This is a genomic window from Nocardioides marmotae (genome assembly GCF_013177455.1).
GTDB lineage: Bacteria > Actinomycetota > Actinomycetes > Propionibacteriales > Nocardioidaceae > Nocardioides > Nocardioides marmotae.
On sequence record NZ_CP053660.1, the window covers coordinates 1,832,785 to 1,846,089 of the forward strand.

General features: G+C 72.0%; 11 protein-coding genes. 10 read left to right on the top strand and 1 reads right to left on the bottom strand.

Going from position 1 to position 13,305, the window contains the following annotated elements; all coding sequences use genetic code 11:
• Positions 1–14 precede the first annotated feature (14 nt).
• From HPC71_RS08860 to HPC71_RS08880, 5 genes are read left to right on the top strand one after another with little or no spacing between them, the layout of a single operon-like run.
• Positions 15–974 (top strand): ABC transporter permease, encoded by a 960-nt coding sequence (locus HPC71_RS08860; RefSeq protein ID WP_216656579.1) that lies wholly within the window; start codon positions 15–17, stop codon positions 972–974.
• Complete coding sequence (locus HPC71_RS08865) at positions 955–2,019, top strand: ABC transporter permease (protein ID WP_216656580.1); 1,065 nt, start codon at positions 955–957, stop codon at positions 2,017–2,019. The genes HPC71_RS08860 and HPC71_RS08865 overlap by 20 nt, the downstream gene beginning before the upstream one ends.
• Positions 2,016–3,038: an ABC transporter ATP-binding protein gene (locus HPC71_RS08870; RefSeq protein ID WP_171896580.1), complete on the top strand. Its 1,023-nt coding sequence runs from the start codon at positions 2,016–2,018 to the stop codon at positions 3,036–3,038. Before HPC71_RS08865 ends, HPC71_RS08870 begins: the two co-directional genes overlap by 4 nt.
• Positions 3,028–4,020 (top strand): oligopeptide/dipeptide ABC transporter ATP-binding protein, encoded by a 993-nt coding sequence (locus tag HPC71_RS08875; protein WP_171896581.1) that lies wholly within the window; start codon positions 3,028–3,030, stop codon positions 4,018–4,020. Before HPC71_RS08870 ends, HPC71_RS08875 begins: the two co-directional genes overlap by 11 nt.
• 2 nt (positions 4,021–4,022) lie before the next feature.
• On the top strand, positions 4,023–5,429 hold the full coding sequence (locus HPC71_RS08880; protein WP_171896582.1) for an amidase: 1,407 nt from the start codon (positions 4,023–4,025) through the stop codon (positions 5,427–5,429).
• Positions 5,430–5,523: 94 nt separating this feature from the next.
• Here the strand turns inward: HPC71_RS08880 and HPC71_RS08885 are convergent, their stop codons facing one another.
• Positions 5,524–7,101: an ABC transporter substrate-binding protein gene (locus HPC71_RS08885; protein WP_154614551.1), complete on the bottom strand. Its 1,578-nt coding sequence runs from the start codon at positions 7,099–7,101 to the stop codon at positions 5,524–5,526.
• 402 nt (positions 7,102–7,503) lie between these two features.
• Between HPC71_RS08885 and HPC71_RS08890 the strand changes: the two genes are divergently transcribed.
• The 5 genes from HPC71_RS08890 to HPC71_RS08910 all read left to right on the top strand — a co-directional run bounded on the left by HPC71_RS08890 (position 7,504) and on the right by HPC71_RS08910 (position 13,297).
• Positions 7,504–10,365: an aconitate hydratase gene (locus HPC71_RS08890; protein WP_171896583.1), complete on the top strand. Its 2,862-nt coding sequence runs from the start codon at positions 7,504–7,506 to the stop codon at positions 10,363–10,365.
• A gap of 40 nt (positions 10,366–10,405) precedes the next feature.
• Positions 10,406–11,101 carry a sulfite exporter TauE/SafE family protein gene (locus HPC71_RS08895; protein WP_257866182.1) on the top strand — a complete coding sequence of 232 codons (696 nt, stop codon included), beginning with the start codon at positions 10,406–10,408 and terminating at the stop codon, positions 11,099–11,101.
• 72 nt (positions 11,102–11,173) lie between these two features.
• On the top strand, positions 11,174–12,490 hold the full coding sequence (locus tag HPC71_RS08900; protein ID WP_154614550.1) for an NHL repeat-containing protein: 1,317 nt from the start codon (positions 11,174–11,176) through the stop codon (positions 12,488–12,490).
• Positions 12,477–12,998: a SigE family RNA polymerase sigma factor gene (locus HPC71_RS08905; RefSeq protein WP_171896584.1), complete on the top strand. Its 522-nt coding sequence runs from the start codon at positions 12,477–12,479 to the stop codon at positions 12,996–12,998. The genes HPC71_RS08900 and HPC71_RS08905 overlap by 14 nt, the downstream gene beginning before the upstream one ends.
• The gene (locus tag HPC71_RS08910) at positions 12,995–13,297 is read left to right on the top strand and encodes a thiamine-binding protein (RefSeq protein WP_154614549.1); all 303 of its coding nucleotides are present in this window, start codon (positions 12,995–12,997) and stop codon (positions 13,295–13,297) included. The genes HPC71_RS08905 and HPC71_RS08910 overlap by 4 nt, the downstream gene beginning before the upstream one ends.
• Positions 13,298–13,305 lie beyond the last annotated feature (8 nt).

Below are 13,305 nucleotides of genomic sequence, written 5' to 3' on the forward strand. Positions count from 1 at the left end.
GCGAGGTTCCTCCCGTGGCCCGACGCACCCTGGTTCCCCTGCTGGAGCTGCTGGCCGTCCTGTTCCTGGTCAGCATCGGCGTCTCCCTGCTGCTCTCGCTGGTCCCCGGGGACCCGGCGGTCGCGATCCTCGGCGAGGGCCGCACGCCGGAGGAGTACGAGGCGCTCCGTGAGCGGCTCGGCCTCAACGACCCGTTCCTGAGCCGGTACGGCGACTGGTTGGGTGGTGTCCTGACCGGAGACCTCGGCACGTCCCTGGTGCCTCCGCAGACCGGCGTGCTGGACCGGATCGTGTCCGCGATGCCCGTCAGCCTCGAGCTGGCGCTGCTCGGCCTGACGATGGCGCTGCTCATCGCGGTGCCCCTGGCGATGTGGTCGGCCTACTACCAGGGCGGCCGCACGGACCGCGCCATCAGCGCGGTGACCTTCGCCCTGCTCTCGATGCCGTCGTTCCTGATCGGGCTGCTGCTGATCGCCGTGCTGGTGAACTCGCTCGACTTGTTCCCCCGCAACGAATGGGTCCGGCCCGGCGACGGTCTCTGGTCGAACCTCACGCACGCCTTCCTGCCGGCGCTGACGATCGCGCTGATGGAGGCGGCGATGTTCACGCGGATCCTCCGCGCGGACCTGGTCACCACGCTTCACGAGGACTTCATCCTCGCCGCTCGCGCGCGGGGCATGTCGCCCCTGCGGATCATGGTGAGCGACGCACTGCGTCCGTCGTCGTTCTCGCTGGTGACCGTGCTCGGGCTCAGCATCGGCCGGCTCGTCGGCAGCACGGTGATCGTCGAGTACCTCTTCGCGCTGCCCGGGATGGGCAAGCTCGTCATCGACGCAGCGAACCAGGGCAACTACCCGGTCGTGCAGGGCGCCGTCCTCGTCATCGCCGTCATCTACGTGGGCAGCAACGCCCTGATCGACCGTTCCTATGGCCTGCTCGACCCGAGGACCCGCCGTGCTCGCGCCCACACCTGAGACCACCGAGACAGTCACCGCGCCGGTGCGCGGCCGCAGCCGACGCGTCGCGCTGCTCGCCGGCGTGATCCTGCTGCCCGCCGGGATCGCCCTCGCCTGGTGGGCCGCGAGCGCTGCGGTGCTCGTGACGCTCGTCCGGATGATCCTCCTCGTCGCCGGGGTCCTCCTCGCCATCACGGGGCTGGGCCGGGTGGCGGGAGCCGTTCGCGGCAAGCCGGTCGACGTCGTGTTCGGGCTTGCCATGGCCTGGCTGGTGCTGGTCGTGTCGGCGGCGGCACTCGCGCCGTGGCTGCCTCTGAACAACCACGCCGACGCCGTCGCCGGGCTGTCGTCACCGGTCTTCGCGGAGCCTGGAGGTCTCGGGGCCGAACACCCGCTGGGCACCAACAACTTCGGCCTCGACGTGCTCGCCCGGACGGTGCACGGAGCGCGGACCTCCCTCCTCGTCGCGCTGGTGGCCGTGCTGGTCGGCACCGTCGTCGGTGGGCTCGTCGGGCTGGTCTCCGGCTTCGTGCGTGGCACCACCGACCAGGTGGTCGGGATCCTGTCCAACACCCTGCTCGCGGTGCCCCCGCTGATCCTGCTGATCGCGCTCGGCACCGTCCTCGACCCGAGCGTGCGCAGCATCGCGTTCGCCCTGTCCCTCTTGACGATCCCGAGCATGGTGCGTCTCGCGCGCGCCAACACGATCACCGTGGCGCAGCGGGAGTACGTGCTCGCCGCCCGAGCGCTCGGCGCTGCGCCGGGTCGGCTGATGGTGCGTGAGGTGCTGCCGAACGTGCTGCTGCCGGTGCTCTCGCTCGCCGTCGTGATGATCTCCGTGCTTGTGGTGGCGGAGGCGTCGTTGTCCTTCCTCGGGATCGGAATCGAGCAGCCGGAGCCGACGTGGGGCAACATGATCGCCGAGGGGCAGGGCGGCGTCATGGAGGACCACCCCTTCATCCTGGTGGTGCCGGGTGTCTGTCTTTTCCTGACCGTGTTCTCCTTCAACCTGCTGGGGGAGAGGGCGCAGAAGCGCTGGGACCCGAGGAGCACGAAGCTGTGACCACGCCCCTGCTCGAGGTCGAGGACCTCCGCACCGTCTTCCACACCGCGCGCGGTGACGTCCGGGCCGTCGACGGCGTCTCGTTCACCCTCGACGCCGGCGAGACCCTCGGCCTGGTCGGGGAGTCGGGCTCGGGCAAGTCGGTCCTCGGGCGCACCGTGATGGGCCTGGTCAGCAACGGCCCGACGACCACGGTGACCGGCACCGTCCGCATCGGTGGCCGCGACGTGCACGCACTCAGGCCCGCCCAGCGGCGGCGGCTGTGGGGCCCTGAGATCGCCATGGTCTTCCAGGACCCGATGACCTCCCTCAACCCGGTCAAGCGGATCGGGACCCACCTCACCGAGACGCTGCGGCTGCACCGGCGGTGCTCACGCGCGGAGGCGACCGGGCGGGCCGTCGACCTCCTGCGCCAGGTGGGGATCCCCGAGCCCGCCCGGCGGCTGCGCCAGTACCCCCACGAGCTGTCCGGCGGGATGCGCCAACGCGTGGTCATCGCGATGGCGCTCGCGTGCGACCCCCGCCTGCTCGTCGCCGACGAGCCCACGACCGCGCTCGACGTGACGGTGCAGAAGCAGATCCTCGACCTCCTCGCTGCGCTCGTCGCCGATCGCGGCATGGCGATGGTGCTGGTCAGCCACGACCTCGGCGCGGTCGCCGGCCGCACCGAGCGGGTCCAGGTCATGTACGCCGGGCGCACGGTCGAGTCCGGTGCGACCGGCTCTGTCTTCACCGAACCACGGCACCCGTACAGCGACGCCCTGCTCGGCTCCATCCCGCAGATGAAGGACCCGCCACACACGCGGCTGCGGACCATCGAGGGCCACCCGCCGGACATGACTCGGCCGCCTCCCGGTTGCCGGTTCGGTCCGCGGTGCCCCCGGGCCGATGACCGCTGCCGGGAGGTGCTGCCGGGGCTCGCGGCGCTGCCTGGCGCCGCCGGCGTGCCTGACCCCCCACGACAGGTCGCCTGTCACCACCCGATCGAGCTGGAAGGGCTGATGTCCCGTGGCCGGTAGCGGCACCGCCCACCTGCGGCCCGCCGAGGAGCGGGTCCTGGCCGTCGACGACCTCGTCGTCGAGTTCCCTGTCGCCGGCGGCACCGTCCACGCGGTGTCGGGCCTCCATCTGGACCTGCTGCCGGGGGAGACGCTCGGCATCCTCGGCGAGTCCGGTTGCGGCAAGTCGAGCGCCGGTCGCGCGCTCATGCAGCTGCCGCCGCCCACCTCGGGGTCGGTGCGCCTCGGCGACGTCGAGCTCACCGGCTTGAGGTCCCGCGCGATGCGCCGCGCCCGCGCGCGCATGCAGCTGGTCCTCCAGGACCCCGTGTCCGCGTTGAACCCGCGGCGCCGGGTCAAGGATCTGGTCGCGGAGGGCCTCCAGATCTGGGGCTGGGGCGAGCGCGACCGAGCGACGTTCGTCGATGAGCTGCTCTCCTCGGTCGGTCTCGACCCGGACTCGGTGCGCGACCGCCGCCCCCACGAGCTGTCGGGCGGTCAATGCCAGCGCGTGTGCATCGCGCGCTCGATCGCGATGGATCCCGACGTGCTGATCTGCGACGAGCCGGTCTCGAGCCTGGACGTGTCGGTCCAGGCGCAGATCCTCAACCTGCTCGAGCAGGCGCGGGACCGGCTCGGCCTGAGCATGGTCTTCATCGCCCACGACGTCGCCGTCGTGAAGAACATCAGCGACCGCGTGCTCGTGATGTACCTCGGCAAGACCTGCGAGGTGCTGCCGTCGGAGACGCTCGAGGACGCGCGGCACCCGTACACGCGGCTGCTCCTCGCTTCGCTGCCGACTGCCTCCGATGCGGAGCTGACGGCAGCGGAGGTGCCGGTGCTCACGCGCGCGTTCGAGCTGCCCTCACCGATCGACCCGCCGTCGGGCTGCCGGTTCCGCACCCGTTGCCCGCTCGTGACCGAGCGGTGCGCCGCCGAGGAGCCGCAGCTGCGGGAGATCAGCGCGGGCCACGCCGTGGCCTGCCATCACGTGGAGGACTGAGGGTGTACGACGACGCCATCGCCGCCGCCGAGGCGGTCCGAGCCGGCGAGGTGTCCCCTCGCGAGCTCGTCGAGGACGCCATCGCCCGCATCGAGAAGGCCGACGGCGTCCTCAACGCCGTGGTCGCGGAGCGCTTCGAGGCCGCGCTCGCCGAGGTGGACGCAGGTCTCCCGGACGGGCCGCTCACGGGCGTGCCCACGCTGGTGAAGGACCTCGGCATGCAGGTGGCCGGGCTGCCGCTGGCCCGGGGCAGTCGGCTCTGGGCCGGCGACGTGCAGACCGTCGACAGCGAGCTGGTGCGTCGTTACCGGGCGGCGGGCATGGTCGTGCTGGGGACGACGAACAGTCCGGAGCTCGGCAAGAACGCCAGCACCGAGCCCGTCCTGCACGGCCCGGCCCGGAACCCGTGGTCGCCGGCCCACTCGCCGGGCGGCTCGTCCGGCGGTGCCGCCGCCGCGGTCTCCGCCGGTCTGGTGCCCGTGGCCCACGGCAACGACGGCGGCGGCTCGATCAGGATCCCCGCCTCGGCCTGCGGCCTCTTCGGGCTCAAGCCCAGCCGTGGCCGGGTGACGACCTACCCGGTCCCGACGACGCTGGCCGCGCCGCTGCCGGCGAATCACGTGCTGACGCGGTCGGTGCGCGACAGCGCGCTGTTGCTGGACCTCTCGTCCGCGCCGCTGCCTGGTGATGCGCTCGCGGCGCCGACGCCGTCCGCACCCTTCGCCGAGCAGGCCGCCGGGGCGCCCGGGCGGCTCCGGATCGGACTGGCCACCCGTCGCGCAGACGGCGGCGAGGTGTCCCTCGAGGTGGTCGCCGCAGCGCGCCGTACCGCCGCTCTCTGCGAGGAGCTCGGCCACGTGGTCGAGGAGACCGAGCTCGCCTACGACAGCGACCTCCTGACCGGCGGCTTCGGCGTGTTGATGGGCGCCTCCCTCCTCGCCGACGTCACCCACCGGCTCGCGGAGCTCGGCCGGCCGCTGCAGGACGACGACCTCGAGCCGTTCACCCGCATGCTCTACGACCACTACGCCGCGTCGATGACACCCGTCCAGGTGTACGACGCCCAGGCGGCCGTGCAGCAGGTCGGCTGGCAGCTCGGTGCGATGTTCGGCCGTGTCGACCTGCTGCTGACTCCCACGTTGCCACTGCCCGTCCCGGAGCTCGGGTTCCTCGACACGACCGACCCATCGGTGATGTGGCAGCGCGGCGGGGACTACTCGTCCTTCACCGCCGTCGCGAACGCGACCGGCATGCCGGCCATGTCCGTGCCGGCCGGGCTCGACGCCGGAGGTCTCCCGCTCGGCGCCCATTTCATGGGGGACCTCGGCGCGGAAGGCACCCTCCTGGCGCTCGGGACCCAGCTCGAGGCGGCCCGCCCGTGGGAGCTGCTGGCGCCGTCGTACCGCTGACGGCCTCCGGCCCTGGTGGACCGTCGCGCCCGCCGCGACGACGAAGAAGCCCCCGCCGAGGACCGGCCGGGGGCTCCTGTCGTGTGCGGTGCGATCAGCTCTTCCAGGCGTCACCCAGCAGCAGCAGGGTCTCCGACGTCGCCTGCACGCCGTGCACGTCGCCGTTCCACGGGATGAAGAACGCTCCCGCGCCCATCGCCACGCCCGGGACCGTCTCCTGCCACAGCTGGTTGATCTGCTCGAGCAGGTCGGTGGCCTCCTCGCCCGAAGCCGACTGCAGCTGGTCGATCAGCGCGTCCATCTCCGGGTTGGCGTAGCCGGAGGGGTTCTGCGGGGACTGGCTGACGAGGTTGGTCGCGAGCCGCGAGTACGGGTCCTCGTCGGGAACGCTCATGGCCGCGACAGCGATGTCGTAGTCGTGGGTGACGTAGATCCGCTCGGTCTGGTCCGCGATGTTGCGCAGGAGGTCGGTCTCGACGTCGAAGCCGACGGCTTCGAGCATCCCCTCGGCGGTCACGGCCTGGGTCTGCGAGGCCTGGTCGGACTGGCCGATGTAGGTGAGCTTCCCGTCGTACCCGTCGGCCTTCGCCTCCTCGAGCAGGGCCTTCGCCTTCTCGGGGTCGAAGTCGGCGGTCTCGATCTCGGAGAAGTACGGCGCACTGGGCGAGTAGATGTTGCGGCCGGGGAGGCCGGCGCCACCGTTCACCCGGTCGGCGATGACCTGCGGGTCGATCGCGTAGTTGATGGCCTGGCGGACGCGCACGTCCGAGGCAGGGCGCCCCTCGCGGTTGTTCAGCCAGTAGATGCTGCCGAGTCCGTTCGGCACCATGAGACCGGAGAAGCCATCCTTGCGGGCCTTCTCGACGGTCTGCGGCGCGCGGATGTTGGTGATGTCGACGGTTCCGTCGGCGAGCGAGCTCAGCCGGTCGTCGTCACTCGCCAGCCAGACGAACCGGACGGCCTCCAAAGGAGGTTCGCCGTTCCAGTAGTCGGGGTTGGCGGTGAGCAACAGCTCTTCGGCCGGCTTGTACTCGTCCAGGACGAACGGCCCGGCCCCGATCGGCTCGAACGCGTCGGGGCCGTTCTCGTACGCCGCCGGGGCGATGATCATGCCGGGGCCGCTGGCGAGCATGTTGGGGAAGGTGCTCCACGGCTTCTGCAGCGTGAAGACGACCGTGTCGTCGCCCTCGGGTCGCATGTCCTTGATGTTCGTCGCCAGGAGGAGCGTGTTGTAACCCGCGTTCTCCATGTAGTAGGCGAGGCTGCCGACGACCGCGGCGGAGTCCAGCGGCGAGCCGTCGGAGAACGTCACCCCCTCGCGGAGCTTCAGGGTCCAGGTCGTGTCGTCCTGCGATGTCAGCGACTTCGCGAGCCAGGGCTGGAAGGAGTTCGAGGGCTGGTCGTAGCGCACGAGCACGTCGTAGACGGCGGCGAGTGCGTTGCCGCCCGCGGCACCGTTCGGGATGGTCTTGGTGGGGTCGAGGCTGCGTGCCTCGGAGTAGTCCGCGAGCGTCAGGGTGCCGCCCTCGGTCGGGTCGCCCGAGTCCTTCTCGCCGACCAGGCCGGCGGTGTAGATCTCCTCCTTGCTCAGCGACCGGGGCTCCTCGCCACCGTTCTCCTCGTCCGTGCCGCCCGAGCCGGCACACCCGGCCGCCAGCAGCGCTGTCGCCATGAGCGCGGCTGCGACACGGCCGCGTGTCGTGATGCGGTTCCTCACTGGTCCTCCAAGTGGGTCGACCCGGGACGCGTGGCTTCCGGGAGTGTGGTCCACGTCACGCTAGGAGTGCGGGTTGCAGTCCAACTGCCGTCGTCCCGCTCACCGGGACGCTCGCCCCGGTGCTCGATGTGGCGCCGACGTCGGTGACCGGATCGCCTCGAGTCCCCGAGACGCCTCGACATCGTGTATCTTGACGTCAAGAGATCCACCGGATCGACACGGGCGGCTCGGCCAGCGGGATAAGGGGAACCTTCCTTTCCTCGGTCACCGGCGCAGCGGCAAGATGGCGAGAGCCCGCTGGCGGCCCGCCCGGCCGCCCGTAGTGCATCACCCGGACGTCACGAGGAGAGTTACGCAGTGGCCAGTCAGGACAGCTTCGGTGCCAAGAGCACCCTGGACGTAGACGGACAGTCCTACGAGATCTACCGCCTCGACGCGGTGTCGGGGGAGGGCCTGGACGTCGAGACGCTGCCCTTCAGCCTCAAGGTCCTGCTCGAGAACCTCCTGCGCACCGAGGACGGCGCGGACATCACCGCCGACGACATCAAGGCCCTCGCGGGCTGGGACGCCGACGCGCACCCGGACAAGGAGATCCAGTTCACGCCGGCGCGCGTGATCATGCAGGACTTCACCGGCGTGCCCTGCGTCGTCGACCTCGCCACCATGCGCGAGGCGATGGCCGAGCTCGGCGGCGACCCGTCGCGGATCAACCCGCTCGCCCCCGCCGAGATGGTCATCGACCACTCGGTGATCGCCGACGTCTTCGGCTCGCCCGAGGCCTTCGAGCGCAACGTGGAGATCGAGTACGAGCGCAACCGCGAGCGCTACCAGTTCCTGCGCTGGGGCCAGGGCGCCTTCGACGACTTCAAGGTCGTCCCCCCGGGCACCGGCATCGTCCACCAGGTCAACATCGAGCACCTGGCCCGCACCGTCATGGTGCGCGACGGCGTGGCCTACCCCGACACCTGCGTCGGCACCGACTCCCACACCACGATGGTCAACGGCATCGGCGTGGTCGGCTGGGGCGTCGGCGGGATCGAGGCCGAGGCCGCGATGCTCGGCCAGCCGGTCTCCATGCTCATCCCGCGCGTGGTCGGCTTCAAGCTCAACGGCGACCTGCCCGAGGGCTCGACCGCCACCGACCTGGTGCTCACCATCACCGAGATGCTGCGCAAGCACGGCGTGGTCGGGAAGTTCGTGGAGTTCTACGGCCCCGGCGTCTCCGCGCTGCCGCTGGCCAACCGCGCCACGATCGGCAACATGAGCCCGGAGTTCGGCTCGACCATCGCGGTCTTCCCGATCGACGAGCAGACCATCGACTACCTCAAGCTCACCGGTCGCTCCGAGGAGCAGCTGAAGCTGGTCGAGGCCTACGCCAAGACCCAGGGCCTCTGGCACGACCCGGACGCCGAGCCGCGCTACTCCGAGAAGCTCGAGCTCGACCTGTCCACGGTCGTCCCGTCGCTCGCCGGCCCCAAGCGCCCGCAGGACCGCGTCGCGCTCTCCGACGCCCGCGAGGCCTTCCGCATCGCGCTGGCCGACTACGTCAGCGCCGACGAGACCGGCGGCGAGGACCGCAAGCCGGGCGTCCCGCAGAACGACAAGCCGTACGGCGTCACCACCGGTGCCGACGAGGCCTCGGCCGAGTCCTTCCCGTCCTCCGACCCGCCGGCCAGCAACGGCAACGGCGACGGCCACGACGACGCCGCGGCCCCGGCCGACTGGCACTCCGCCGCAGCCAACGCCGACGGCCGCCCGTCCGACCCGGTCAAGGTGACCCTCGAGGACGGCCGCGAGTTCGAGCTCGACCACGGTGCCGTCGCGATCGCGGCGATCACCTCGTGCACGAACACCTCGAACCCCTCGGTGATGATCGGCGCCGCCCTGCTGGCCAAGAAGGCGGTCGAGAAGGGCCTGACCACCAAGCCGTGGGTCAAGACCACGCTGGCGCCGGGCTCGCAGGTCGTCTCCGACTACTACGAGCGCGCCGGCCTCACGCCGTACCTCGACAAGCTCGGCTTCAACCTGGTCGGCTACGGCTGCACCACCTGCATCGGCAACTCCGGCCCGCTCATCCCCGAGGTCTCCGCCGCGGTCAACGAGAAGGACCTCGCGGTCGTCTCGGTGCTCTCGGGCAACCGGAACTTCGAGGGCCGGATCAACCCGGACGTGAAGATGAACTACCTCGCGTCCCCGCCGCTGGTCGTCGCCTACGCGCTGGCCGGCTCCATGGACGTCGACCTGTTCAACGACCCGCTGGGCCAGGACACCGACGGCAACGACGTCTACATGAAGGACATCTGGCCCTCCCCGCAGGAGGTCGAGCGGGTGATCGGCGAGTCGATCACCTCCGACATGTTCGACTCCTCCTACGCCGACGTCTTCGCCGGCGACGAGCGGTGGCAGTCGCTGTCGACCCCCGAGGGCGACACCTTCGCCTGGGACCCGGAGTCGACCTACGTCCGCAAGCCTCCCTACTTCGACGGGATGCCCGACGAGCCCGAGGCCGTCACCGACATCGAGGGCGCCCGCGTGCTCCTCAAGCTCGGCGACTCGGTCACCACCGACCACATCAGCCCGGCCGGTGCGATCAAGAAGGACTCGCCGGCGGGCAAGTACCTCGCCGAGCACGGCGTGGAGAACCGCGACTTCAACTCCTACGGCTCGCGCCGCGGCAACCACGAGGTCATGATCCGCGGCACCTTCGCCAACATCCGGCTGCGCAACCAGCTGGCGCCGGGCACCGAGGGTGGCTTCACCCGTGACTTCACCAACGGCGGCGAGGTGACCTCGGTCTTCGAGGCCTCGGAGAACTACATCGCCGCGGGCACCCCGCTGGTCGTCCTGGCCGGCAAGGAGTACGGCTCCGGCTCCTCGCGCGACTGGGCCGCCAAGGGCACCTCGCTGCTGGGCGTCAAGGCCGTCATCGCCGAGTCCTACGAGCGCATCCACCGCTCGAACCTCATCGGCATGGGCGTCATCCCGCTGCAGTTCCCCGAGGGCCAGACCGCCGAGAGCCTCGGCCTGACCGGTGAGGAGGAGTTCTCCATCACCGGCATCACCGAGCTCAACGAGGGCCGCACCCCCAAGACCGTCAAGGTCAAGGCGGGCGACGTGGAGTTCGACGCGGTCGTCCGCATCGACACCCCGGGCGAGGCGAACTACTACCGCAACGGCGGGATCATGCAGTACGTCCTGCGCAACCTGCGGAAGGCGTGACCTGACCCTCCTGGGGCTCTCGCTCCCGGCGCTGCTCACGGTGGCCCTGGCCTTGTTGGCCGGGGCCACCGTGCAGTCGTTGGTGGGGCTGGGCCTCGGGCTGGTCGCGGCGCCCGTCGTCGCGCTCGTCGACCCCGGGCTGCTGCCCGAGGTCACCCTCTGGCTGGCCTGCACCTACCCCGTCGTCACCCTCGCCACCGAGCGCTCCGGGATCGACTGGGACGGGCTCGCCTGGTCCATGCCGACCCGCGTCGTCGGCACCGTTCTCGGCGTCGCGGCCGTCGCGTACCTCAGCTCACGTCTTCTCGCGGTCGTCGTCGCGGTCATGGTGCTGGTGGCCGTTGCACTCACCTGGCGGGCCGTGCGCATCCCGCTGAACCGCGGCACCCTGATGACCGCCGGCCTGGTCTCCGGCCTCTCCGGCACCGCGACGTCGATCGGCGGGCCGCCGCTGGCGATCCTCTACCAGCACCGCCCGCCGCAGCAGATCCGCACCACGATGGCGGTGTACTTCGGGGTGGGCGCCGCGCTCTCGCTCGTCGGTCTCGGCATCGCCGGCCAGCTCGAGATGGACCGGTTCCTCCTGGCCCTCGCCCTCTCGCCGGTCCTGCTCCTCGGGGCCTGGCTCGGCGTCGTCCTGCGCCCGCGGCTCCCCGAGGCGCGGGTGCGGCCCGCAGTGCTCCTCGTGTGCGCAACCTCCGCGGCCGTGCTGCTCGTCCGCACGCTGGTGGGCTAGACAGCTCACGCGCCGACCCCTCCTTCGCAGCCCCTGGGTGCGTGTGAGGGGATGACGAGGGAGGAAGACCCGATGAGCACCTTGCACGACCGGCTGGCGGAGCTCGCCGACTCCGCGGAGCGGACGCCCGGCGCCCCCGCAGCGGCGCTGTGGGAGCGCGGCGTACGTCGCGCGCGGCTGCGTCGCGCGGCCTCGGTCGCCGCGGTGGCGGCCGTGGTCGCCGTCGTGGCCGGCGGCCTCACGGTCCGCACGGACCCGCCGGCGCCGCTCCCGGCCGACGTGCCGTTCGAGCAGCTGCACCTGCCCGAGCACGTCCGCCCGCCGGGGACCTGGTCCGATGCCGGGCGGCCCACCGGACCGCTCGCCGCGCTCGGCCTCGACCTCCGCACCAGGCCCGAGGGCCTGTTCGGGGAGCGCCAGGGCCTCGAGGCCTTCGGGGTCTCAGCGGTGGACGGCCGGGCCGGGTGGATCGACCTGCCGGGTGTCTCGGTCGACGCGCGGGCCCTCGTCGGCTGGTACGCGCTCTCCCCGGACGGTCGCTGGATCGGGTGGACCCGGCACGAGGGGCCGGAGCGCCCGGACGGGTCGGGCCCGCAGGTGGGTTGGTCGGTCCTCGACACGACCACCGGCGAGGTCCGCGACCTCGCCGACCCGGCGGCGCGTCGGGTCGCCGACGCGACCGACCTCGCCTTCTCCGGGGACTCCCGGTACCTGCTCACGAGCTACGAGAAGCGCGGCGGGGGCGGCGCTGGGGACCGGAGCCACCGGTTCGTGGCCGTGGACGTCCGCACCGGGGAGCGGACCACGGTCGAGGGACCGGGGGAGAAGTGGGTCCCGTCGTTCGGGTCGGCGCCGACCGGGATCGCCTGGTCCCGGGGGCGGACGGTCCACCGGCTCGATCCCCGCACCGGCGAGCGCCGCGAGCTCGCCCTCCCGCAGTCGGTGGTCGTCGCCTCGTGGGGGCCTGATGACCGGGCGTTCGCCTACATCGGCCGTCCGCCCGGGGCCGAGGGCGGCTCCTGGAGGCTGTACGCCGGGCGCTCGGTCGCCGAGGCCCGCGACCGGCCGCTGCCCCTGGACATCGAGCCGGGGGAGATCCTCGGCTGGCGCGACGCCCGCCACGTCGTGGTCGGCCGGTTCCGGACGACGGCCACGATCGTCGACGTCGTGACCGGGGAGACCGAGACTCTTGACCTGGCCGGCGGGGCCGAGAAGTACGCCGCGCCCCTGCTCGCCGCCGACCTGTGGCGCAACCCGCTCGTCGCGCCGACCGACCAGCCCGGCGGGAGCGACCCGCGCCGGCCGTACCTGGTGGGCGCCGGGGTCGCGGGCCTCGGCGCGGTCATCGGGATCCTGTGGTCCCTGAGGCGGCGACGTGGCCGGGCCTGACACGAGCCGGGCGGGCTTCGAGGAGTTCGTGGTGGCGCGGCGCGGGGCGCTGCTGCGCACGGCGTACCTGCTCACCGGCAGCCACGAGGACGCCGAGGACCTCGTCCAGGTGGCGCTGGTGAAGGTGGTGCCGCACTGGGCGCGGATCGCGGACCGACCCGAGCCGTACGTCCGGCGCGTGCTGGCCCGGGAGAGCGTGTCGCGGTGGCGGCGGCGCCGCTGGCGGGAGGTCAGCACCGCCGAGCCGCCCGAGGTGCGGGCGCTCGGGGACGGCGCCGGGGAGGCGTCCGACCGCGACCTGCTCCGGTCGGCGCTGGCCGCGCTGCCGCCGCGGCAGCGGGCGGTGATCGTGCTGCGCTACTACGAGGATCTCACCGAGCAGCAGACCGCGGAGGCGCTCGGCGTCGCGGTCGGCACCGTGAAGTCGCAGGCCCGCGAGGGGCTGGCGCGGCTGCGGGCGCTGGTCCCGCAGGCGGTCGACGGCGCGCCGACTACGGTGGAGGCATGATCGTGGCGTTCAGCATCAGCCCCACCACCGGCGACGAGACCGGGGGTGTCTCCGAGGCCGTCGCCGCCGCCGTCCGGGTGGTCCGCGAGTCCGGGCTGCCGAACGAGACGAACGCGATGTTCACCAACATCGAGGGGGAGTGGGACGAGGTGATGGCCGTGGTCAAGAAGGCCGTCGACGTCGTCGCCGAGGTCTCCCCGCGGGTGGGTCTCGTGCTCAAGGCCGACATCCGGCCCGGGTTCACCGGCCAGCTCAGCGCCAAGGTCGAGCGGGTCGAGCGCGCGCTCGAGCAGGCGTGAGCCAGCCG

Bases quoted from the DNA above. Each gene is read 5' to 3' on its own strand.
- HPC71_RS08885 (WP_154614551.1), bottom strand. From the start codon at position 7,101: ATGGCGACAGCGCTGCTGGCGGCCGGGTGTGCCGGCTCGGGCGGCACG.
- HPC71_RS08910 (WP_154614549.1), top strand. From the start codon at position 12,995: ATGATCGTGGCGTTCAGCATCAGCCCCACCACCGGCGACGAGACCGGG.
- HPC71_RS08900 (WP_154614550.1), top strand. From the start codon at position 11,174: ATGAGCACCTTGCACGACCGGCTGGCGGAGCTCGCCGACTCCGCGGAG.